We start from the raw sequence: 22,855 nt of genomic DNA, 5'->3' as shown, positions 1-22,855 counted from the left end.
AAACAAACAGGTCAGGACGGTTATAGGGATTTTCTGTGAATACCATGAACAGTCGCTTGGCGAACCCCATAATGCACTGGATGACCCGCCGTTCGGGACGGTTCGCATTACAAAGGAGCACAAGTTATGAAACGTGGTTTGGTTGTCGCGGTCGCAGGTGCCGCGGTTCTGGCCGCCGGCCTGACCGGCTGTTCCAAGGATGACAAGAAGTCCACCGGTTCCTCGGCCACCGCTTCGGCTTCGGCATCATCGGCCGCTGGTAACTCCAGTGCAGGCTCCGGCACCGCGAAGGTCAGCATCGACGGCAAGGCCCAGGACGTCCAGGGCCAGATCGGCTGCACCACCGCAGCCGGCAACGTGGTCATCGCCATCGGCAACGCCTCGGGCGGCCTGGGCGTCACCCTGACCGACGCCGACCCGCCGGTCGTCAAGACCGTCGGCCTGGGCAGCGTCGGCGGCATCACCCTGGGCTACACCGACGGTGTGCCCGGCGGCGAAGCCAAGGCCACCAAGGACGGCAAGACCTACAAGATCAGCGGCACCGCGACCGGTGTCGACATGGCCAACCCGATGGAGCCCGCCAAGAAGCCCTTCGAGATCGAGGTGACCTGCCCCTAGCAGGCACCCGCACAGCACGGGTGGTGTTCCGGTTCGCCGGAACACCACCCGTTCTGCGTTCGGGGGAAGTTGCAAATTCCCGTCTAAAGCCCTGGTCCCGGGAGTAGCGTCCGGTTCACGCCTAGTCGGGGGAGCGTCGATGTCAGTTCAGATATGGCCGACCACCAGTCCTGCCGTTCGCCGGGTGCCGCGCGCATTCCTGTTGGTCGCGCTGTGCTGCGCGCTGCTGCTGAGTCCGGCCACCAACATCACGTCGAGCTTCGTCGTCGGCCTGATGAACACCGTGATCGGCATCGGCGGACGCGGCGACCCCACGTCGGCCAACATCCCGGCCAAGCTCAATCACACCGTGGTGCCGCCGGGCTACACCTACCTGCCGATCAACTACCCGGCGTCCATCCAGTTGTCGGCGAGCACCACCGTCTCCGGGCCGAAGGTGTACAACGCCATCACCTCTCGACCCGGTGAGCAGTTGATCGTCGCGGGCTATTCGGAAGGCAGCCTGGGCGCCGAATGGGCCAAGCGCACGCTACTGGCCAACGGCACCGGGCCGGCTGCGTCGCAGCTGTCGTTCTTGATGATGGGCTCACCCTTCGCCGGCAACGGCGGCATCTTCGAACGCTTCCCGGGCATAAACGTGCCGTTCATCGTCAACAACCAGGGTCCGTCAGCACCGTCGATCTACGACACCACATTCGTCACCCGCGAGTACGACCCCTACGGCGATTTCCCGGCGTACTTCAATCCGCTCTCGTTGGCCAACAGCCTGCTCGGTGTCATGTACGCGCACCCGGACGCGTACTACGACTCGTACATCCCCGGCACGACGCCCGCCATCATCACCACGGTGACCAACAGCGCGGGCGGGCACGACACCTACGTCTTCATCAACAATCCCGACCTGCCGCTGTTGGTGCCCCTGCGCATCGGCGCCGGCGCCATCGGGTTGACGCCGTTGGTCAAACCGCTGCTGGACGCCGTCGAGCCGCTGCTGCGGGTATTGGTCGACATGGGATACACCGACCGCGAGAACCTGAATCCGGCGAAGAAGACGCCGTTCTCGTTGTTCACTCCCCTGTCGAAGATCATCGAGACGCTCAACGCGATTCCCGGCGCACTGCAGGAAGGCGCCAACAACTTCGTCACCGATATCCAGTCCCAACTACACCTGCCGGGCCTGGCCGCCACACCGGCGAGCTCTCCGCCGGTCACGCCGCTGGCCGTCTCCGTCAAGAAGCCGGCGGCCCTGGCACCGGTGGCAGCGACGGCCGAGGACAAACCGACGGCGAACACGAAGGCCGACGAGAAAACAGACACCAAGGCGGACACGAAGACCGACGTCAAGACGGAGCAGCCACAGTCCCCCGTCTCGACACCGAACACCGACACCGACCAGAAGCCCGCCACCTCGGATGAGCCGCAGGTGAAATCGTCCAAGCCGCAGGCAGATTCGGAGACTCCGCCGGTCAAGTCCACCAAGCCGAAGACCGATCCCGACGCACCGCCGGTGAAGCCGACCAAGCCGAAGAAAACGAAGAACACGCCGAAAACGGACGCCGCCGACCCGAAGCCGGCGACGGCATCCGACAACGACGCCAAGGACACACCGAAGACGAGTCCGAAGGGCGGCGGATCCAAGGCTGCCGCGCACGCGGAGACGTCGGCGGCGGCCTGACGCAGTCCCCGAAATCGACGGTGCGAACAGATCGCGATCCCCCGCTAACCGCGATCTGCCCGCACGTTCGGCGGCGCTGATCGGACTCTCAGCAAGCGCCAAGGAAACACTTTACATACCATTGGTCTTGAATTACGATTTCCGCAGTGCTTGCGGTGCAGCCGCAGGTAGATCACGTCGCGAGAGGCGCAAGGCGTGAGCCCTACATTGGTCAGGGAGTACCGACCGTGGTCACGGTCGAGGCCTTTTCGCGCGTAGTCTCGTCGATCTACGATTCCGCAGTCCAGCCCGAGCAGTGGACCGCGACGATGGCCGAACTGCACACCATGTTCGGCGCGACCGGCGGGGCGGCTCTGGTGTTGGCCGACAGCGTGAGCCGGGCGCCCCAGAGCGTCACCATCCCGACCGACGCCCTGACCGAGTACGCGGAGTACTACCGCCACGTCGATTTCCTCCTAGAAGCGGTCGAGAACGGGCCTGTGGGGCGGGTGTACGGCTGCCAAGAGCTCACCGCTCTGCAGCCGAACGCCGAGTTCCACATGGACTGGATGCGCCCGCACCGCCTCGAAGACGGGCTGTTCGTCCGGCTGACGGACGGGCCCGAGCCCGCGACCTGGCTGGTGGCCACCGAGAAGCGTGCCAAACCGTTCGACAACACCGAACGCGTTCAACTGGCCGAGGCGCTGGTCCCGCATTTCCAGCGCGCGATGCGCATCCAGCACGACCTCAGTGAGGCCACCCACCAGATCCGCAATATCTCGTCGGCGATGGACAACGTCACCCGCATCGGGATGGCCGTGGTGGACTGCTTGCTGTCGGTGCGCTACCTGAACACGGCAGCGGAGAACATCGTCCGCCGCCACGACGGCTTGACCATTCGTGACGGATCGTTCGAATTCGCGCATCCGCCCGCTGACGCCGCTCTGCGGCTCGGCATCAACGCCGCGCTCGGACAGACCGGGGCGGTCGTGCGCGGCACCACCTCACTGCTGTGCCCACGGCCATCCGGACTGCGGCCCTACGTGATTCACGTCCTGCCGTTCCAGCACGTGACGGCTCCACTGGCCGAATCCCGGGCCTTGGTGCTCATCCTCGATCCCGAGCAGCACCCGCAACCGGATGTCGAGATGCTGCGCCGCCTGTACGGGCTGACGACGGCCGAGGCGGCGGTGGCCATCAGGCTGATACAGGGCGACGGGATCAAGCCGATCGCCGAGAGCATGTGTCTGTCCGCCGGCACCGTCAGAACGCACGTCCAGCACATCTTCGACAAGACGGGCACCCACCGGCAGGCCGAGCTGGTCCGCACCCTGCTGGCCATATCGCTGTAGTGCCCCAGCCAAATACGCCGATCAGCTGATGTACTCCCGAGCCCGATGCCGGATCGTCATGGCAAGGACAAGGAGGTCCCCATGTTCATCACCACCACGGGAGTGAACCGGTGAGCGCCACGGTCGAACGCTGCGAGGTCTGCATCGTCGGTGCGGGTATCGCCGGGCTGAATGCCCTCTTCACGACGTCCCAGTACTTGTCGCCGGGCCAGCGGGTCATCCTGCTGGACCGGCGGCACCGAGTGGGCGGCATGTGGGTCGACACCTACGACTACGTGCGGCTGCATCAGCCGCACCCGTTCTTCACCGCCGGGAACATCGGCTGGACGCTGGACGCCGAGCCCTCCCATCTGGCCACCAAGCACGAGGTGCTGGCGCATTTCGACCATTGCCTCGACGTGCTGCGGCAGCGCATCACGGTCGACGAATTCTACGGCTGGACACTGCAATCCGACACCGAGGTCGATGGCGTCGTCCGGGTGCAGTGCGTGTCGGACGACGGGCGCAGCCTGGTCGTCGAGGCCAAGCGTCTGATCAAGGCCATCGCCTCCGACGTCGAACCGAACGATCCGCTGCCGGTGTCCAGCACCACCGCCCGTTCGGTGTCGCCGAACTACTGCGACATGCGCAGTGGTTCCATCGACGACAGCGACGCTCCGGTATGGGTGATCGGCAGCGGCAAGACCGCGATGGACACCGTGTACGCGTTGATCTCTCGCCACCCTGGACGCGAGGTGAATCTGCTGGCCGGCTCGGGAACCTACTTCGCGCACCGCGACCGGCTGTTCCCCACCGGCGCCCAAAGATGGTGGAGTGGAACGACATTCAACGCCGTCGCCAACGACGTGACCCAGCTGTTCGACGGCACCAACGAGGACGAGGTGAGCCGCCGCTGGCTCGAGCGGTACGCCATCTGGCTGACGCCCGGCACCGACAACTTCCTGCTCGGCCTCCTGTCGACGGCCGAGAGAGACGCCATCGCGGCCGGCTTGAACGATGTCGTGATGGACCATTTCGTGGATGCCGTCGATCGCGATGGGCACACCGAGATTCAGCTGCGCAGTGGCGGGGTCCGGGAGATCGACCCGGAGAGCTGGATCGTCAACTGCACCGGGTATCTGCTCAAGCACCCACAACCGTATGAGCCCTACACCTCGCCGAGCGGCCGGGTGCTGTCGCTGAACAGCCGAGCGGCGACCCTGCACCTGACGACGTTCATGGGCTACTTCCTGCCGCATCTGATGTTCACCGATCAGCTCACCGAGGTGCCGCTGTATGAGCTCGACATGATCGAGTTGCGCCGCAAGTGCAACAAGGTTTTCCCCCACACCGTGATGACGCTGGCCGTACACAACCTCGGTCTCATCTCAGATACCCTGCCCCTCAGCATTTTTCGCGACTGCGGCGTGGACATCGCGCGCTGGTATCCGCTGCCCCGCCAAGCCGTCGGGATGGCCCAGTTCCTGGCCACCCACCGGCGCCGGCGCCCCCACCTGCAACGCACCCTGGACACCATCGCGCAACGCTTCGACGTCCACTGCGCTCCCCTGCGCCAGCCGGGCATGTCTACTCGGCCAGTGACAACTCCGGTGGCGGAACGCGCAGACCACGGGTGAGGGCCAGGAGATACCCCACGCCGATCAACATCCAGATGACCCCGAGGGTCAGTGCGGCACTGCCGAGTTTGGTGAGCAGGTAGACGTCCACGACCGCGCCGATCAGCGGGATCACCAGGTACGTCAACGGATTCAGCCGTTGTTCGTGGCGATGCCGGACGTAGTAGCCGATCACCGACAGATTCACCAGGGTGAAGGCAGTGAACGCGCCGAAGTTGATGAACGACGTCGACGTGGCGACGCTGAGGAACACCGCACCCAACCCGATCAACCCGCACAGCACGATGTTGAAGACGGGCGTGAAGAACCGGGGCGACACCCGGCCGAAGAACTTCTTGGGCAACACCGAGTCCCGGCCCATGGCGTAGAGCAACCGGGACACGCTGGCCTGCGCTGCCAGGCCCGAGGTGAACTGACCGATGATCAGGCCGGCCACGAAGAACGCCGCGAACAACGCCCCGCCGATGGTCCTGGCCGTGTCCGCGGCCAGCGAGTCGGCGTTCGCGAACGTGCCGCCTGGCTGTACCAGCGTCAGGGTGTAGGCCACCGCCACGAAGACCACCCCACCGATGAGCGCGACGAGCATGATCGCGCGCGGGATGTTGCGCTGCGGATTCTTGGTGTCCTCCGTGAGCGTGCTGACCGCGTCGAACCCGAGAAAGGAGTACGCCGCGATGGCCGCACCCGCGGCGATCGCCGAGAAGCCGCCGCTGCCGGTGATCGGCGTGACGGACAACAGCGAGCCACTGCCGTGGTGAGACACCATGTACGCCACCGCGAACCCGACAAACAGGGCGATCACCAGGAACTGCAAGACCATCAGGATCAGGTTGGCTTTGTCGGCCACCTTCAGCCCGAGGATGTTCAGGGCGGTCGTCACGACGATGAACAGCACGATCCAGACCCACGCGGGTACCGACGGAAACTCACCTGTGAGGTACGCGGCGCCGATCAACCAGATCACCAACGGCAGGAACAAGTAGTCGAGCAGAATCGTCCAGCCGACGAGGAATCCGAGTCGCGAATCCAAAGCTTTACGGACATAGGTGTACGACGATCCCGCGACCGGATAGTGGACCGACATCTTCGCGTAGCTCGCGGCCGTGAACAGCATGGCCACGGTGGCCAGGAGATACGAGCCGGCGCTGGCGCCCGCGGACGCCTCGGCGATGACGCCGAAGATGCCCAGCACGATGATCGGCGCCATATAGGCGAGGCCGAACAGCGTCACTCCGCCCAAGCCGAGGGTGGCGTTGAGGTGGCCGGCCTCGCCGGACTGCCGGGCGTTTTCGGTCATGAGCGTCCTTCGAGGTTGACGTGCTGGGGCTGCCACCGCTGGTGGCTCAGTTGGCCCCCGTAGGCGGGCAGCTCGATCGGGTCGTCGTCCGCGTACAACTGCTCCCACACCCGATTGACCCCGGCGGTGCCGTGGGTCCGTACCGCGGTCACCCGGTCGAGGTCGATCGCCAGGTGCGTGACCTCCGGCTCGGCGTGTGCCACCTGAGCGAGCACCTCGCCCTCCGGCCCGACGTAGATGCTCTGCCCCCGCCCGAGGGGCCCGGCAGCGTTGACGCTGAGGTAGTAGACCTGGTTCGTGATCGCGTTGGCGCGGGCCAGGACGAGCTCCTGCTCGCGGTCGTCGGAGGTCGTCTTGACGATGTTGAACACGACCTCGGCGCCGAGCCACGCGATCTGCCGGGTCGCCTCGGGAAACCAGCTGTCGTAACAGATGTTGACGCCCATCCGGCCGACACCGGGCACGTCGAAGGCCGTGAAACCGGCGCCTGACGCCCACGGCTCGTACGGGCGCCACGGGAACACCTTGCGGTACGACGAGACCAGACGACCGTCGGGATCGAAGACGACAGCGGTGTTGTACACCCGGCCGTCCTCGCCGCGCTCGGCGATCGAGCCGGGCACCAGCCAGACGCCGGAGTCTGCGGCCATGGCGCCGAGCGCCTGCACGAGCGGTCCGGTGAGTGGCTCGGCGACGGTGTCGAAATAGGTGCGGAGGTCGTCCTCGTCGTCGCTCGCACCCAGCAGGTGAATCTCGGGGAACACCACCATCTGCGTTTCGGGGTGCTCGGCGAGGATCGCACCGAGCTCGGCTGCCATCTCGGCCACCGGATCGTCACCCCGCAATGGGCTGGCCTGGACCAGGGCAACCCGCCACTGTCGACTCATCTCACCCCTCAGCAAGTCTCTGGAGGCCCCAGTGTGCGCCAGGACACACGCGCCAGCATCGGACAATCCGGGGATTTTCAGTGGAGCTTGTCGACATTCTGTACATCTTCGGCGGCAACTGTGCCGGTCAGGTTTCAGCGATGGTGCGCCGCGAAGAACTGCCAGATGGTGTCGGTCGCGTTCAGTGCGGTCGACGGCGGCGGTAGGTCACCCAACCGTTGCGCCAGCGGGCTCGGGACCCCACCTGGCCACTGATGGCCGGCACCGGCGACGCTGACGAGTTCGACGGTGCGCCCGCCGGGGCAGTCTGCCGTCTGGGTGGTCACCGCGCCGACAGTGGATGCCGTCGGCGTCCCGCACCCATCGATACCGCGCCACGTCGCATTCACCACAGGTACCGACGGTCCGTCGACATTCGGTGCGCCGGACAGTGTCTTGGCCTTGCCCGGTCCGCCGTCGAAGGGGACGCGATCGTCCGCGGTGCCGTGGATCTGCAGCACCGATGTCGGCGCGGCGTGCGAACAATCGGTCAACAGCGTCCCGGCGACCGGGGCGACGGCGGCGAACAGGTCCGTCTGGCAGCCGAGGCGCAGCGCCATCATGGCGCCGTTGGACATCCCGGTGACATAGACGCGGGCCGGGTCGACAGACATCTGCGCTTCGATCGCGGCGACCATCGCGGTGATGAAACCGACGTCGTCGACATCACGATTCTTCGGCATACCACAACAGGTTCCGGCGTTCCAGGCGCGATCCAGGCCGTCGGGATAGGCGACGACGAAGCGACCACCGTCGGCCTGGCCGTCCCAGTTGTAGGCCCGTTCGGCCTGCGCACCGTCGCCGTAGCCGCCGTGCAGCATGATCACCATCGGCGCTGGGCCACTGAGCCCGTCGGGCCGGTAGAGATGGAAAGTGCGGTTCAGTCCGCCGGCCTGCACCGACTGGTCGGACCGTCCCACCGGGATGCCGTTCGTCGGCGCACCGGCCGCCCGATGCCCGCCGCAACCTGCCAGCGCCGGCAGCGCAGCGGCCACCAGCACAGCCATCGATACCCGCAGTGACGAACGGATCATGCTCCCATGGTGCACCCCTGCCAGAATTGAGCGGTGAACCAAGCGACAGCCACGCCCGTCCGCGTCATCCGCGCTGCTGAGCGCTGGCACTGGCGGAACGAGTGGCTGGAATCGTGGCAGTCGTTTCCGGCGACCGGCAACTTCGATCTGGCGGCCAATGCCCACGGCCTGCTGATGATCAACAACGAGGACACCGTCAACGGCGGTGAAGGCTTCGACACGCACGACCACCGGGATATGGAGATCATCACCTGGGTGCTGGAAGGCTCACTGGTGCACAAGGATTCGCTGGGCAACGAGAGCGTCATCTACCCGGGACTGGCTCAGCGGATGAGCGCCGGCACCGGTATCCGGCATTCTGAGCGCAACGGCGCGGGGCGCCAGGAACGTCAGCCGTTGCGGGTTGTCCAGATGTGGATTCCGCCCGATGAACTCGGTGGCGCACCGAGTTATCAGGAATCCGATATCGGCACCGAGCTCGCCGGCAACGCCCTCATCCCGATGGCCTCGGGTATGCGCAAATACCGCGACGATGCGGCGATCACGTTCGGCAACAGCTACGCCACCCTGCATGTCGCCCGGCTGGATGCCGGCAGCGGGATCGAGGTACCCGACGCGCCGTACGGCCACGTCTTCGTCACCCGCGGGCAGGCCGAATTCGAAGGCTCCGGTCCGCTCCATACCGGTGATGCCGTGCGGCTCACCGCAACTGGTGGACAACGCATCACCGCGGCCGACGCGGGTGCCGAGCTGCTGGTCTGGGAGATGCACACCATTGCGGTGAACGTGTAGCTACCGCCCCAACCGGGCCAGTGCGACGGCGGCGGCGTTGGCGCCGCACATGCCGTGCCCACCCGGTCCCGGCGGGGTGGCCGCCGAGCAGATGTACATTCCCGGGACACCGATGGTGTACGGCGACAACGTGGTTCGCGGACCGAAGGTCAGCTGACGGATGTCCTTGGCACCGGTGTTGATGTCGCCGCCGACGTAATTGGTGTTGTAGACCGACATCTCGGTGGTGGACCGCACGGCCTGCCCGACGATGCGCTCACGGAATCCGGGAGCGAAGCGCTCGATCTGCGTGATGATCGCCTCGGCGGCGTCGCCGCTGTAGCCGTTCGGCACATGCGCGTACGCGGAGACGGGGTTGACCGTACCGACGGAACGCCCCGGATCGGCCAGATACTGCTGGAACGCCAGCACAAACGGACGCTGCGGCATCCGGCCCGCGTGGATGTCCCGTTCCGTCGCGGCGATCTCGGCGAAATCACCACCCAGGTGGACGGTGCCGGCTTGACGGGCTGCCGCGTTGGTCCACGGCACATCACCCTCGACGGCGAAGTCGACCTTGAAAGCGCCTGGGCCGTATCGGAATCGGTCGAAGGCGCGGCGCACCCGCGTGGGCAACCGGTCGCCGAGGATCCCGGCGATGGCGGTGGGCGACAGATCGAAGACAGTGATGTCGGCGGGCGGCAACTGCGACGCGGAGGTGACCCGCACGCCCGTCTCGATCTTGCCGCCGAGTTCGGTCAGCACGGCTTCGAACGCGTTGGTGATCGCCTGCGATCCCCCGGCCGCCACCGGCCAGCCGTTGGCGTGCCCGGCGGTGATGATGCCCAGACCGATCGCCGAGGTGAGCGGGTGGTGCAGCGGCTGAAAGGTATGGGCGGCAACGCCTCCGAAGAGCGCACGGGCCTGTGGCGTGCGGAAGACCCGGGCCAGTGCTGCCGCGGGCAGCACCGTCGGCGCCCCGAACCTGGCCAGCCCCAACGGGTGCCGCGGCACCCGGAGCAGCGGGCCCATGATGTCCTCGGACAGCTCGTCGAACCGGCGCGACGGTCCACCGAACAGCAGCTGCCACCGCGACCCGTCGACCCCGAGCCCGTCGGCCGTGGTCTCGACCGATCGGTAGAGCGCCCCGGCGGTGCCGTCGTCGAGCGGGTGGACGCAATCGATCTCGGTCCACTTCCACTGCAGGCCATAGCGGTCCAGCCCGAGGTCCTTGATGAACCGGGAACCGGCAGGCATCACGTGGATGGCGGCACAATCGTCGAACACCAGGCCCGGCAGGACGTACTCGCTGGAGCGGACGCCGCCGCCGATCCGGTCGGTGGCCTCCAGCACCGTGACGTCGATCCCCTTGGCAGCCAAGGTGATGGCGGCGGCGAGCCCGTTGGGCCCGGCGCCGACCACAACCGCGGTACTCATTGCTGGAGGACTCCGGCACGCTGCCAGGTGACGTTGAGCGGGATCGGCCCGTTGGGCAGCCACGGCTGCTCGTCGACCAGGTCCTTCACGTTCCAGGTACCGCGCTCGATCACACCGAGGGCCGCGTCGATCACCTTGTACTCCTGAGTCATCTTGTGGATCGGCTGCGATTCCACCCAGGCGATGACGAACTCGCCCGGCTCGAACTGCGCCTCGGACTGGATAGCCCGAATCAGGTCTTCATTGTGCAGGTGCCCGTCGCCGAAGTTGAAGCCGATGATGGTGTTGCACGACATCTCGCCTTCCCGGACCACGCGAGTGTCGATGTCGGGCAGGCACTTCAGCAGCACCGAATACAGGCCGCGGCCTTGGCTGTGCATGGCCCGCCATGCCGTCACCTGCTGGGTGAACACCTCGGCGGTGATCGGGTCCCACCCGAAGTCGACGTACTGATCAGCAGAGTTGGGCGATGACCGGGTGACCCGGTTCAGCTTCTGTTCGGCGCCGGGCGTGAAGGTCCACACCGCTGAGGCCCAGTTGCCGGCGTACTGGCGCATCGCCGGCAGGAACGACACCAGGTCGGGTCGCAGGTTGCCCAGGATCGGGAAGAACGACAAGGCCGCGGCCAGCACGATGGCGAGCCACCCCGGGTTCATGTCCCACACCGCGTAGCCGTCCCTGTTCGGGAAGCCCAGGAACAGGAAGATCGTGGCGTAGGCGAACAGCACGTTCCATTCCACCGGCACCGCCAGCGGGAACGTCGAGATGATGAACAGGTGGAAGCTGACCATGATGGCGGCGGCAACGATCGACAGCCATGGCCACGGCGAGAACAGCAGGGCCAGCGGCGCGGCGATCTCCACGATGCTGCCCGGGCCGTGCGCCATGAAGGTCGCCAGATGCGACGGACGCAGGTCCTCGGGGAAGTTGCGGTAGTGCGCCCGCTTGAGCCACTTGAACGGGATCGCGGGGCTGTTGCTCACCATCGGCGGAATGACGTTGGTGAAGTGCAGGCCGAACTTCGAGACACCGGCCCAGAACCACACCGTGCCGATCAGCAGCTTGCCGGCGATGATCATGTTGACGAACGGCAGCGCGGAAAAGAAGATCAGCGCGGGCAGGTACTGCTCACCGCGGCCGGCCAGGAAGATCGTCTTGTCCCGCAGTCCGATGAGAATGAACAGGATGATCGGCGCGACGAACAGGGCCGGGTCGACCAGTCCGGAGGTGTTGTCCGGCAACGCTTTCGACAGTGACTCGCTGGGCACGCCGGGCAGCATCATCGCGACGAGCACGGTGGCCATCAGCGCCAGGTACACGATGATGTCGAACCAAGTGCGCCGGTCGCCGTTCGTGAACGGCACTGCCTTCCACGGCCGCAGCCGAATGGTGTTGGGCTTGGCCCAGAATCGGAACCCGCCCGTCATCGGCTTGGTCTTGCCGGCCAGCGGACCCCAGGAGCCCGCGAACCCGACGAGTTCCAGCAGGACGGTCCACAGGATCACCTTCTGGTAGACGATGGGCTGGTTCCACCATTCCGACACGTGCCAGAAGGCCGGCAGGTGCGACGTCGCGGTGGCGATCACGACGCCGCCCAGGGCGTAGAAGAACACGAGTTTGACGATGTACAGGACGTGGATCATGCGCGGCGCACCGTATCCGTCGTCCACCCATTTCAGACACATGATCCGCAGCCGTTCCCGCAGCGGCATCCGGAGAAACTCTTCCAGGTCGACCTTCGGCAAGGTCGGTTCGATGAATCCCATGAGGTGAGCTCCTTTGCTGGTATCAGGCTAGATTCGCGGATCGGTGGTGGTGAGGGTTTTGCGCAGCGACGGCTTGTCGATCTTGCCGACGGGGTTCTTCGGCAGTGCCGACAGAACGGTGATGTCCACGGGCAGTTTGTATTTCGACAGCGACGCCGTCAGGTGCGCGGCGATGTTGTCGACGTCGAGTTCGACGCCAGGATGTGCGGAGACGAACAGCACCGGCTCTTCGCCGTAGAGTCCGCTGGCCCGTCCGACCACCGCGGCCTCGGCGACCCCTGCCAGCTGGTGCACGACGGTCTCGATCTCCTTGGGGTAGATGTTCTCGCCGCCGCGGATGATCATGTCCTTGGCCCGGTCGACCAGCACCAGGTAGCCGTCCTCGTCGAACCGGCCGACGTCGCCGGTGTGCAGCCAGCCGTCCTTCAAGGTCTTCTCGGTCTCCTCGGGGCGATTCAGGTACCCGCGCATCACGTTGGGGCCCTTGATGACCACCTCGCCGAGTTCGCCCTGCGGGACTTCGGCACCGGCGACGTCGACGATACGAATCTCCTGACCTGGCAACGGGATTCCGACGGTGCCGACCTTGCGCGGCCCGCCCAGCGGGTTGCCCGTACTGGCGCACGATCCCTCGGACAGTCCGTAGCCCTCGACCAGGCCTATGCCGTAACGCTTTTCGAATCCGTCGAGCAGCTCGACGCTGGCCGGCGCCGCCCCGCACACGGCGAACCGCACCGCGGACGTATCGGGCCGCACCTCCGCCGGCAGGCCCAGCAGCATGGTGTAAATGGTTGGCACCGCGGAGAAGTAGGTGGCGCGGCTGGATTCCAGGCGCTCGAAGAAGGTCGCGGGATTGAACCGGCCGGCAATGGTGGTCCGGCCGCCGGCGAGCAGCGGCGACAGCACGCTGACCACGATGCCGTTCACGTGGAACAGCGGCAGGATGAGCAGGCTGTGATCGGCGTCGGTCAACTCGAAACCTTCGATCACCATGGCGCACATGGCGTTCAGGTTCGAGTTGTCGAGCATGACGCCCTTGGGCCGGCCGGTCGTGCCGCTGGTGTAGATCAGCAGGGCCAGGTCGTCGTCGTTGCCGACCACCGGCGCGTCGGTCCGGGGCTCGCCACCCAGATCATCGACATGCAGCACGGTGATGTCGGAATCGACGTCACGGTCGACGACGAGCACGACGGCCCCGGCGTCAGCCACCTGGTAGGCGACCTCGGCGGGCACCAGGGTCGGACTGATGGGAGTCGCGACGGCGCCGAGCCGCCAGGTGGCGAACAGCGCCACCACGAAGGCCACGCGGTTCGGGAGCATGATGCCGACGACGTCACCGGCGCGGACACCGCGCTGGTGCAGCGCCCCGGCGGCGCGCTGGACGGCGTCGAGGAATGCGGCGTTGTCGAAGTCGGTGTGGTCGTCGGCGACGGCCGGGGCGTTGGGTGCCGCAGCAGCGCGACGGTCGGGCAGGGTGGCGAGGTTCATGTCATAAAGGTAGGAGTTTGTGGTGTGCACCACTCCGTCGTGCGCCGATCAACTTTCTCGGATGATTTGTACGCTCGACACAAATTTTCGCTCTACAGTCGGCGCATGGATCCGGCGGTCAGCGAGGCCAACACCACCGTCATGACGCGTCTGATCGCCCGCCAGGATGAGGTTTCCCGCGCCGTCGGGAACCGCCTGGCCAGCGATATCACCGAACTCCGTGGCGATCCCGAGATCATCGAGCTGCTCGGCGCCAGCGTTGCGGGCAATATCAACACCATCTTCCATGCCCTCCGCCACGACATATCTCTGGACAACATCGAAGCGCCGACGGCCGCCCTGGAGTACGCCCGCCGGCTCGCGCAGCGCGGGGTACCGATGAACGCATTGGTTCGGGCCTACCGGATCGGCCACGCGATGGCGCTCGACGTCTGCGCCGAGGAGATCAACAATGCAGACTTCGCGCCGCAGACCAGGCTGGCCATCTTCGAGCGGATAACGTCGGTGACGTTCCGCTACATCGACTGGATCTCGCAGGAGGTCGTCGGGGTTTACGAGGACGAGCGCGACCGCTGGCTCGCCAACCGCAACAGCACCCAAGCACTCCGGGTGCGGGAAGTGTTGTCCGGCAACGACTCCGACCCCGAAGCCGTGACCGCCGCGATCCGCTATCCGATGCGCCGTCAGCATCTGGCCGTGGTGCTGTGGTGGCCCGGAGAAGACAGGCAGTCAGCGGGCCGTGCTATCGCCCACGACGATGCGCTGGCCAAGCTCGAACAGTTCCTCCGGGCAGCCGCCGATCATGTTGGTACGCAAGGCAGTCCGCTGTTCCTGGCCGCTGACCAACGGACCGGCTGGGGCTGGCTGCCACTGTCCGGCGCCACCGTGCCCGGCGCGTCCGCACAACTGAAGCAGTTCACGGAAACCCATCCGGGCGCCCCCGCCGTCGCCGTGGGCACTCCGCTACCCAGCGTCGAGGGCTTCCGGCAGTCGCACCGGCAGGCCCTTCGCGCACACGGCGTCGCGGTGACCGCCAACCTGACGGGCGTCACCGCGGCCGACGCGACAGGCTTCGCCGCCGCGGCGTTGATGGGCGAGAACCAGGACAACGCCCGCGAGTTCGTCCACGCGGTCCTCGGGCCGCTGGCCGGGTCCGGCACCAACGACGCCCGCTTACGGGAGACCCTCCGCGTGTTTCTAGGCCACGGCGGTAGCTACACTGCTGCAGCCGACGAGCTGGTGGTGCATTTCAACACCGTCAAGTACCGCGTCGGGCGGGCACTCGAACGCCGCGGGCGGCCGCTCGGCGACGACCGGCTGGACGTCGAGATGGCGCTGCTGCTGTGCCACTGGTACGAAGCGGCAGTCCTGAAGGATGAGTAGCGGAACTCCTGGCAGCGAATACGAACCCAACCGATGATGTCCAGCATATTCACAGGTTCAGTGACCGTATCGAGACCATTAGCAAATAGCTATGTGTTAACCAGCTGGTTCACTGCTGTAACGGATACGCCGAGGCCGGCGATATCAGGGTAGTGGTCGGATGAACCGAGTACGACCTAGTAGGGTCCACCGGCCATACGCGAGAGAACCACGATTGGAGTTTCACTAATGCGCAACACAGGACGTTTGGTCGGATTTGCTGCGGCATCGGCCCTCGCGCTGATCCCGCTTGCCGTCGCCGCCCCGGCATGGGCCGACGACGAGGTTTCCGGCGAGACCGGCGCCGCGGTCGCGACCCCGGTCGGCAGTGGCAACGCAGATGGCGGAGCAGGCTTCAACGTGGAGAACCCGTTCTGGCACCCCTTCGACGCCTCCAGCAATGCCGGCGGTGGCGCAGGCATGAACACCCCGCTCGGCGGCGGCGAGTTCAACACCGCCACGGGCACCGAAGCCGGTTTCGGCGGCGCGGGCTTCGACACGAACACCGGAGCCGCGGTCAATACCCCGATCGGCGGCAGCAGCTTCAACACCGGTGCGGCCACCGACTTCAACCTGCCCAACCCGGTTGACTTCTTCCCGACCTTCGACGGCGGCGTCAACGCCGGTGGCGGCGCGGGCGTGAACACCCCGGTCGGCGGCAGCGGCTTCAACGCCGGCGCCTCGAACGAGTTCGCGATGCCCACCCCGGCCAACTTCATCCCCACCGTCGGTGGCGGTGCCGGTGGCGGCGCAGCCGTCAACACCCCGGTCGGCGGCAGCGGCTTCAACACCGGTGGCTCGAGCGAGATCGGCCCCGACGGCGCGAGCACCAGCACCAACTCCGGTGCCGGCGTTGCGACCCCGGTCGGCGGCTCCAACTTCAACAGCGGATCGGCCTTCACCTTCGGCCGCTAATCCGTGATCACAACGGCCAGGCACCCCGCTGGGGTGTCTGGCCTTTGTGTTTCGGCGATCAGCGGGCGGGTTCCTGCTGCGTGGTGCAGTGGATGCCACCCCCGCCGGCCGCAATGGCGGAAATCCGTCGCGTCAATCACCAAGCGCGCGAAGTTACCGTGACTGAACTCAGGTACCTTTTCCGGGCGTCAGAGGTCCCTGGGCGCAATAACCATCGGCAAATCGCATCCACGATTGCACTCACGTACTTTCCCAACAGGATTCCGGGAGCTCGGCCGGCGGCCGCGAAACCCGAGGCCGACCACAGTCGCAAAAAAGCCCCTCACCTGCGGTGACAGGTGAGGGGCTCATGGCGGTGGCGGAGGGATTTGAACCCTCGGTGGGGGGTTACCCCACACACGCTTTCGAGGCGTGCTCCTTAGGCCGCTCGGACACGCCACCGTGTGGCAGCTTACCGGCCGCAGGCTGCCTTGCCCTAATCGGGCTCTGACCAGCGGTCCTACCGCTGGCGGGCGAAGAACTGCTCCATCAGCGCCGCGCACTCGGTCTCGAGGACCCCGCCGCGGACCTCCGGCCGGTGCGTCAGCCGGCGGTCCCGGACGACATCCCACAGCGAGCCGACGGCGCCGGTCTTGGGCTCCCAGGCCCCGAACACCACCCGCGCCACGCGGGACATCACCAGCGCGCCGGCGCACATGGTGCACGGCTCGACGGTGACCGCCAGGGTCGCGCCTTCCAGCCGCCAGCCGTCGCCGTGCACCGCGGCAGCCGCCCGCAGCGCCAGGATTTCCGCGTGTGCGGTCGGGTCCCCCAGCGATTCACGGGCATTGGCCGCCCGGGCCAGCTCTACCCCGTCTGCCGAGAAGACCACCGCACCGATCGGCACGTCGTCGGCCCCGGCCAGTTCGGCGGCTTCCAGCGCCAGCCGGATCAGCCGTTCATCAGCGGAACTGACAATCGGATTGCAGTCGGCTGCGCTCACCGCCCCAGCTTGTCCAATACCGCCACGAGTTCATCGTTGAAGCCCATCTCCTGGGCGATGCGGCTCAGTTGTTCGTCGGCGTATTCGTCGTCGGCGAGGATCACACCGAGCACCGCCTCGGGCAGGCCCAGGTCGGCCAACAGCCCGAGGTCGCCTTCCTCGAACGGGTCGTCCTCTTCGAGCTCTTCCAGGCTCAGGTCGGCGTCGAGTTTCTCCAGCACGTCGGCCGCGATGTCGTAGTCCAGCGCCGCAGTGGCATCCGACAGCAGCAGCCGGGCGCCGGAGGGAGCCGGGCGGACGATCACGAAGAACTCGTCGTCGACGTTCAGCAGGCCGAAAACCGCACCGGCAGAACGGAGTTCACGAAGTTCGGTCTCGGCGGCAGTCAGATCCACCAGCGCCGTGCGCTTCAGCGGCGCGCAACGCCATGCGCCGTCCTCCCGGACGACCGCGACACCGAAGCCGTCGGGGAGATCGGCCACCTGCTGCTGAGCCTGCGCGCGCTGTACTCCCATGCAGACAACGCTAGTCCGCGCTCTGCAACTTGACCAGCGGTCCCATATGTACCCGGCCTGGGCCGTATGCAAACCTTGGAAGGTGACAACTCCGGTGTGTGTGCTGGGTTTGGGCCTCATCGGCGGTTCGCTGATGCGGGCCGGGCAGGCCGCGGGCCGCGAGGTCTTCGGATACAACCGCTCGATCGATGCGGTGAAGTCTGCGACGGCAGACGGCTTCGACGCGACCGAGGATCTCACTGCCGCCCTGAAACGTGCCGCGCTGAGCGAGGCGCTGATCGTCCTGGCGGTGCCGGTGCCCGCGCTGCCGATCATGCTCGAGCACATCCGCGACACCGCGGCGGACTGCCCGCTCACCGATGTGGTGAGCGTCAAAGGCAATGTGCTGCAACAGGTTCAGGAGTACGGCCTGCTCGACAAATTCGTCGGCGGGCACCCGATGGCCGGCACCGCGCATTCCGGCTGGACGGCCGGCACCGCCGATCTGTTCGCCGGGGCGCCGTGGGTGATCAGCGTGGACGATCACGTCGACCCACAGGTCTGGGCCCAGGTGATGCATCTGGCGCTGGACTGCCGCGCGGTGATCGTGCCGGCGCGCTCCGACGAACACGACGCGGCGGCCGCCGCGATCTCCCACCTGCCGCATCTGCTCGCCGAGGCACTGGCCACGACGGCCGGCGAGGTGCCACTGGCGTTCGCGCTGGCCGCGGGCTCGTTCCGGGACGGCACCCGCGTCGCGGCCACCGCACCCGACCTGGTCCGGGCCATGTGCGAGGCCAACGCCGCCGAGCTGACGGTCATGCTGGACCGGGCCATGGAGCTGCTGAGCCAGGCCCGCTCGTCGCTCGTCGAGGCCCAATCGGTGGCTGAGCTGGTCGACGGTGGCCATGCCGCCCGGGTCCGCTACGACAACTTCCCTCGGCCGCAGATCATGACGACGACCATCGGGGCCGACGGCTGGCGCGAAGAGCTCGCCGCGCAGGGCCGGGCCGGCGGGGTGATCAGATCCGCTCTGCCAGTCCGGGGTAGCCGAGGATGAAGCCGTCGTCGTCGACGGTGATGGAGGTGTCGGCGACGGGCGAGTCCAGCTTGATCGGGTTGCCGGGACCTGCGCTGGTGTAGCCGATGGTCACGGATTCGACCGTCAGATCCGGCACCCGGACGTAGACGACGGGCAGGGACACCGACGCCGTGCGGTTGTGCAGCCCGGTACGCCGGATGGGCAGCGCATTGAAGAACGGGCTGAACACGACGTCGACGTCCAGCGCTCCGTTGTAGGCGGCGCGGCGGGTCTGGTTCTGATGGTCCTGCACCAGCCACATGTTCTCTTCGTCGCGGGCGATGGACAGCTGCCGCTCGCGCTGCGCGAGGGTGACGGTGAGTGACAGCCGTTTGGTCGCGCCGCTTTCGTCGGTCACCAGGTCATAGGACGCGCTGAACGCGGGATGTATGTCGGTGGCAGCGGCGACGATCCGGCCATAGGCCTTGATCCGGTTGCCGGACAACTGGACCCGGACCGACTCCATGCGCGACACATCCTGCGCGCGCCAGGTCAGAATCGCCGGCCAGGCGGGTTCTGCAGCTTCGGGGCTGGCATCGGACTGGGCTGCGCTCACCCGTCTACCGTAGGCGACGAAGGCCCGGCTTTGCAGCCGCGATGGCAAGTCCGGACGGTCCCGGCCGCGATGCCCGCACCGCCAACGCCAAGGCGGCGTCGAGAGTCAGGGCGAGCACTGCCACCAGCAGGGCGCCGACCAGCGCGAGATAGAACTGCCGAACCTTGATGCCGTCGATCAGGAACCGCCCGAGCCCACCCAGACTGGCGTAGGCCGCGACAGTCGCGGTGGCCACCACCTGCAGCGTCGCGGTCCGCAGCCCGCCGACGATCAGCGGCATGGCGTTCGGCACCTCGGTGCGCAGCAGTACCTGGCGCTCGGTCATGCCCATGGCGCGGGCGGCGTCGACCACCACCGGATCGACGTTGGCGATCCCGGCGTACGTCCCGGCCAGCAGGGGCGGAATGCCCAGCAGCATCAGGGCCACGGTCGGCGGCAGCAGGCCCAGTCCCCACAGCAGGACGCCGAGCAGCAGGACACCGAGGGTCGGCAGGGCGCGCAGGGCGTTGACGCCGCCGACCACCAGGGCCGTGCCGCGGCCGGTGTGCCCGACGTACATGCCCACGGGAATGGCCACGAGGGCACTGCAGAGCACCGCGATGCCGGTGTATTCCAGGTGTTCCAGCATCCGCATGCCGAGGCCCGCCGGGCCGGTCCAGTTGGCCGCGGTGAAGATGTAGGCGAGGGCCTGGTGCAGGAAGTTCATGCCGGTGCCTTCGCCCGGGTCCATGGTGTGGCCAGGCGGCCGGCGGCCAGGATGAGCAGGTCGACGACCACTGCCAGCACGAAGATCGCGATGATGCCGGCGATGATCTGGTCGCTCTTGTCGGCCTGATAGCCCTCGGTGAACCAGGTGCCGAGCCCGCCGATGCCGATCACCGAACCGACCGACACCATCGAGATGTTGGTGACGGCGACCACGCGCATCCCGGCCGTGAGGACCGGAATCGCCAGGGGCAGTTCGATTCTCAAGAAGCGGGTGCGTGGCCGGTAGCCGATGGCGGTGGCCGCCTCCCGTGTCTCCGCCGGGACGGCATCGAGCGCTTCGGGCACCGTCCGCATCAGCAGCGCCACGGTGTACAGCGTCAGGGCGACCAGGACGTTGGCTTCGTCGAGAATTCGCGTCGGGATGATCAACGGCAGCACCACGAACAGTGCCAGCGACGGGATGGTGAAGATGATGCTGGCGGTGATGGTGCTGACTCGCCGCAGCCGTGGCCGCTGCCGGACATAGGCACCCAGCGGTACCGCGATGAGCACCCCGATCAGCAACGGCAGCAGTGCCAGCCGCAGGTGAATCTGCGTGAGCACCCAAGCGGTCTCGAGGTGGGTCAGCAGGTATCGCATTGGGGGCCTTTACGGCTCTTGATGAGAGCCATCACATCATCGAGGCCCACGCCACCGATCACGTGGCCCTGCTCATCGACCGCCACCCCCAGCCCGGACGGGGACGACAACGCCGAGTCCAGCGCCAGTCGCAGGGTGCCGTCGGGTCGGAACAGTGAGCCACCGGCGATGGTGCTGTCGTACAAGGACTTTCCGAGGCGATGCAGGCGCACTCCGTCGGCGTTGATCCACGCGTACGGGGTGCCGTCGGCGTTGACCACCAGCGCCCATTGGCCGTCGCCGAGTTCCAGTGCGTCGACGGCCGGTTCGGCGACGGTACGAATGTCGCGCAGCTGAAGTCCGGTCGTGTCGCGGAACTGCAGGCCCCGGTAGCCGCGGTCGGCACCGACGAATCCGGCGACGAATGCGTTGGCCGGGTTGGACAACAGCCGCTGCGGTGCGTCGTACTGCTGCAGCGTGCCGCCAGGTCCGAACACCGCGACACGGTCGCCGAGTTTGACGGCCTCATCGATGTCGTGCGTGACGAACACGATGGTCTTGCATAGATCGCTTTGCAGCCGCAGGATTTCGGCCTGCAGGTCTTCGCGGACCACGGGGTCCACCGCACTGAACGGCTCGTCCATCAGCAGGATGGGCGGGTCGGCGGCCAGCGCCCGGGCCACCCCGACCCGCTGCTGCTGCCCGCCCGACAACTGGGCCGGGTAGCGGTCGGCGAGCTTGACGTCGAGTCCGACGCGCTCCAACACGCCCAGCGCCTTTTTCCTTGCGCTGCGGCGTGATTCGCCTTTCAGCACCGGCACGGTGGCGACGTTGTCCACCACTTTCAGGTGCGGCATGAGCCCGGCGCTCTGCAGCACGTACCCGATGCCGAGGCGCAGCCGCACCGGGTCGACGGTGGCGACGTTGGCACCGTCGACGGTCAAGGTGCCGGATGTCGGGTCGATCATCCGGTTGATCATCCGCATGGAGGTGGTCTTGCCGCAGCCGGACGGCCCGACGAACACCGACAGTGTGCCCTCGGCGATCTCGAGGCTCAGCTCGTCGACAGCGACGGCGCTGCCGTAGCTCTTGGTGACCTTGTCGAATGTGATCATCGGCTCACCGGCTTGTCGAACCCGTTGTCCTGCACCCATTTTCTCGCGGCCTGGTCCGCGTCGACACCGCTGTTACCGGACACCGAGGTGTTCATCTCGATGAGCGCCTTCGTGGTGAGTTTCGCGCTGACGGCGTCCAGCACCGTCTTGAGCAGATCGGACTTCTTCTGCGATGCCACCAGTGGCACCACGTTGGCGGCCAGGAAGTTGTGCTTCGGATCGTCGAGCACCACCAGGTTGTTCTGGACGATGGCGGGTGAGGTACTGAAAATATCTGCCGCGGTGACGGTTCCGTCGACCAGCGCCCGGACCGTGGCCGGTCCCCCGCCGTCGCTGATGGCGATGAAGTTGACCGGCGCGATGTCGAGGCCGTACTTGGCCTTCAGCCCTGGCAGCCCCTCGGTCCGCTGCAGAAATTCCGACGGCGCACCGAATTTCACCTGCGCCGAATGCTGCGCCAGGTCACCGATGGTTTTCAGGTTCCACTTCTTGGCGGTCTCCGACGAAACGGCCACGGTGTCGGTGTCGGCGGCCGGGGAGGGGGTCAGGATCGACAGATCACCGGGAAGCGCTCGCGCCAGTGCCAATTCGACGTCATCGGCGGCCGTGGCCGTGGTCTTCGGATCGAAGTATTGCAGCAGATTGCCGGTGTATTCGGGGATGAGGTCGATCGAATGATCCTTCACTGCAGGGACGTACGTCTCGCGGCTGCCGATGCCGAATTGCCGACCGACGGTAAAGCCGTTGGCGGCCAATGCCTGCGCATAGATCTCGGCGATGATCTTCGACTCGGGGAAGTCGGCGGACCCCACCACGATCGACTTGAGATCACCCGAGATACTGCCCCCGCCGAGGGGATTGGCGCTGCCGCATCCGGTCAGCAGGACAGCGAGCAGCAGGACCAGAGCGGCGAGAAGTCTGCGAGGTGCGGCAGTGCGCGCCCCGGCTCCCCCAAAGTCCATCCGAACGTCCTTTCGGCGTCGTGCACTCAGGCCGACCCTAGCG

At 66.6% G+C, this 22,855-nt stretch carries 21 protein-coding genes and 1 tRNA gene; 8 read left to right on the top strand and 14 right to left on the bottom strand.

The features are described 5' to 3' along the window. Positions 1-126: 126 nt before the first annotated feature. The 4 genes from A7G45_RS07915 to A7G45_RS07900 all read left to right on the top strand — a co-directional run bounded on the left by A7G45_RS07915 (position 127) and on the right by A7G45_RS07900 (position 5,240). Positions 127-618, top strand: coding sequence for a lipoprotein LpqH (locus A7G45_RS07915; RefSeq protein WP_043402849.1), 492 nt, complete (start codon positions 127-129; stop codon positions 616-618). Positions 619-757: 139 nt separating this feature from the next. Next, positions 758-2,293 carry a PE-PPE domain-containing protein gene (locus tag A7G45_RS07910; protein WP_260935500.1) on the top strand — a complete coding sequence of 512 codons (1,536 nt, stop codon included), beginning with the start codon at positions 758-760 and terminating at the stop codon, positions 2,291-2,293. 227 nt (positions 2,294-2,520) lie between these two features. Then, entirely contained in the window at positions 2,521-3,624 is a 1,104-nt protein-coding gene (locus A7G45_RS32490) for a helix-turn-helix transcriptional regulator (RefSeq protein WP_260935498.1), read from the top strand. A gap of 110 nt (positions 3,625-3,734) precedes the next feature. Continuing rightward, positions 3,735-5,240, top strand: coding sequence for an NAD(P)-binding protein (locus tag A7G45_RS07900; RefSeq protein ID WP_260935496.1), 1,506 nt, complete (start codon positions 3,735-3,737; stop codon positions 5,238-5,240). Here A7G45_RS07900 and A7G45_RS07895 read toward each other — a convergent pair. The 3 genes from A7G45_RS07895 to A7G45_RS07885 all read right to left on the bottom strand — a co-directional run bounded on the left by A7G45_RS07895 (position 5,191) and on the right by A7G45_RS07885 (position 8,497). Beyond that, a complete protein-coding gene (locus A7G45_RS07895) occupies positions 5,191-6,537 on the bottom strand; it encodes an APC family permease (RefSeq protein WP_260935495.1) in 1,347 nt (448 codons plus the stop codon). The two genes, A7G45_RS07900 and A7G45_RS07895, sit on opposite strands and share 50 nt — an antisense overlap. Then, a complete protein-coding gene (locus A7G45_RS07890; RefSeq protein WP_043402840.1) occupies positions 6,534-7,424 on the bottom strand; it encodes a carbon-nitrogen hydrolase family protein in 891 nt (296 codons plus the stop codon). The genes A7G45_RS07895 and A7G45_RS07890 overlap by 4 nt, the downstream gene beginning before the upstream one ends. 134 nt (positions 7,425-7,558) lie before the next feature. Next, positions 7,559-8,497: an extracellular catalytic domain type 1 short-chain-length polyhydroxyalkanoate depolymerase gene (locus A7G45_RS07885; protein WP_260935494.1), complete on the bottom strand. Its 939-nt coding sequence runs from the start codon at positions 8,495-8,497 to the stop codon at positions 7,559-7,561. Positions 8,498-8,530: 33 nt separating this feature from the next. Between A7G45_RS07885 and A7G45_RS07880 the strand changes: the two genes are divergently transcribed. Beyond that, positions 8,531-9,289 (top strand): pirin family protein, encoded by a 759-nt coding sequence (locus A7G45_RS07880; RefSeq protein ID WP_082067964.1) that lies wholly within the window; start codon positions 8,531-8,533, stop codon positions 9,287-9,289. On the opposite strand, the gene A7G45_RS07875 is transcribed toward A7G45_RS07880, so the two are convergent. Genes A7G45_RS07875 through A7G45_RS07865 form a run of 3 tightly spaced genes read right to left on the bottom strand, consistent with a single transcriptional unit; the run spans position 9,290 to position 13,959 of the window. Further along, positions 9,290-10,705 carry a phytoene desaturase family protein gene (locus A7G45_RS07875; protein ID WP_260935493.1) on the bottom strand — a complete coding sequence of 472 codons (1,416 nt, stop codon included), beginning with the start codon at positions 10,703-10,705 and terminating at the stop codon, positions 9,290-9,292. Continuing rightward, positions 10,702-12,471, bottom strand: coding sequence for a DUF3556 domain-containing protein (locus A7G45_RS07870; RefSeq protein ID WP_260935492.1), 1,770 nt, complete (start codon positions 12,469-12,471; stop codon positions 10,702-10,704). Before A7G45_RS07870 ends, A7G45_RS07875 begins: the two co-directional genes overlap by 4 nt. A gap of 27 nt (positions 12,472-12,498) precedes the next feature. Beyond that, positions 12,499-13,959: a class I adenylate-forming enzyme family protein gene (locus A7G45_RS07865; protein WP_260935491.1), complete on the bottom strand. Its 1,461-nt coding sequence runs from the start codon at positions 13,957-13,959 to the stop codon at positions 12,499-12,501. Positions 13,960-14,064: 105 nt separating this feature from the next. Between A7G45_RS07865 and A7G45_RS07860 the strand changes: the two genes are divergently transcribed. After that, positions 14,065-15,342, top strand: a complete 1,278-nt coding sequence (locus tag A7G45_RS07860) for a PucR family transcriptional regulator (RefSeq protein ID WP_260935490.1) — start codon at positions 14,065-14,067, stop codon at positions 15,340-15,342. A 228-nt stretch (positions 15,343-15,570) separates the two neighbouring features. Further along, the gene (locus A7G45_RS07855) at positions 15,571-16,296 is read left to right on the top strand and encodes a hypothetical protein (protein ID WP_071287528.1); all 726 of its coding nucleotides are present in this window, start codon (positions 15,571-15,573) and stop codon (positions 16,294-16,296) included. Between the two features lie 350 nt (positions 16,297-16,646). Here A7G45_RS07855 and A7G45_RS07850 read toward each other — a convergent pair. The 3 genes from A7G45_RS07850 to A7G45_RS07840 form a co-directional block, all read right to left on the bottom strand. Continuing rightward, positions 16,647-16,737 (bottom strand) — tRNA-Ser (locus tag A7G45_RS07850). A 58-nt stretch (positions 16,738-16,795) separates the two neighbouring features. After that, a complete protein-coding gene (locus A7G45_RS07845) occupies positions 16,796-17,254 on the bottom strand; it encodes a nucleoside deaminase (protein WP_043402988.1) in 459 nt (152 codons plus the stop codon). 20 nt (positions 17,255-17,274) lie between these two features. Next, a complete protein-coding gene (locus A7G45_RS07840) occupies positions 17,275-17,793 on the bottom strand; it encodes a tRNA adenosine deaminase-associated protein (protein ID WP_260935488.1) in 519 nt (172 codons plus the stop codon). A gap of 94 nt (positions 17,794-17,887) precedes the next feature. On the opposite strand from A7G45_RS07840, the gene A7G45_RS07835 reads away from it, so the two are divergent. Then, on the top strand, positions 17,888-18,832 hold the full coding sequence (locus A7G45_RS07835) for a prephenate dehydrogenase (protein ID WP_260938052.1): 945 nt from the start codon (positions 17,888-17,890) through the stop codon (positions 18,830-18,832). Here A7G45_RS07835 and A7G45_RS07830 read toward each other — a convergent pair. From A7G45_RS07830 to A7G45_RS07810, 5 genes are read right to left on the bottom strand one after another with little or no spacing between them, the layout of a single operon-like run. Beyond that, positions 18,795-19,409 (bottom strand): putative glycolipid-binding domain-containing protein, encoded by a 615-nt coding sequence (locus A7G45_RS07830; protein ID WP_260935486.1) that lies wholly within the window; start codon positions 19,407-19,409, stop codon positions 18,795-18,797. The two genes, A7G45_RS07835 and A7G45_RS07830, sit on opposite strands and share 38 nt — an antisense overlap. Before the next feature lie 4 nt (positions 19,410-19,413). After that, positions 19,414-20,115, bottom strand: coding sequence for an ABC transporter permease (locus A7G45_RS07825; RefSeq protein WP_276555023.1), 702 nt, complete (start codon positions 20,113-20,115; stop codon positions 19,414-19,416). Continuing rightward, positions 20,112-20,756, bottom strand: a complete 645-nt coding sequence (locus A7G45_RS07820; RefSeq protein ID WP_043402741.1) for an ABC transporter permease — start codon at positions 20,754-20,756, stop codon at positions 20,112-20,114. Before A7G45_RS07820 ends, A7G45_RS07825 begins: the two co-directional genes overlap by 4 nt. Then, entirely contained in the window at positions 20,741-21,850 is a 1,110-nt protein-coding gene (locus A7G45_RS07815; RefSeq protein ID WP_260935482.1) for an ABC transporter ATP-binding protein, read from the bottom strand. Before A7G45_RS07815 ends, A7G45_RS07820 begins: the two co-directional genes overlap by 16 nt. Beyond that, a complete protein-coding gene (locus tag A7G45_RS07810) occupies positions 21,847-22,812 on the bottom strand; it encodes an ABC transporter substrate-binding protein (RefSeq protein WP_043402736.1) in 966 nt (321 codons plus the stop codon). Before A7G45_RS07810 ends, A7G45_RS07815 begins: the two co-directional genes overlap by 4 nt. Between the last annotated feature and the right edge of the window lie 43 nt (positions 22,813-22,855).

This window comes from Mycolicibacterium llatzerense (assembly GCF_025331195.1).
In the GTDB taxonomy this organism is placed as follows: domain Bacteria; phylum Actinomycetota; class Actinomycetes; order Mycobacteriales; family Mycobacteriaceae; genus Mycobacterium; species Mycobacterium llatzerense.
Note: the sequence above shows the minus strand (reverse complement) of the source record. Positions and strands in the feature narration are given on the sequence as shown.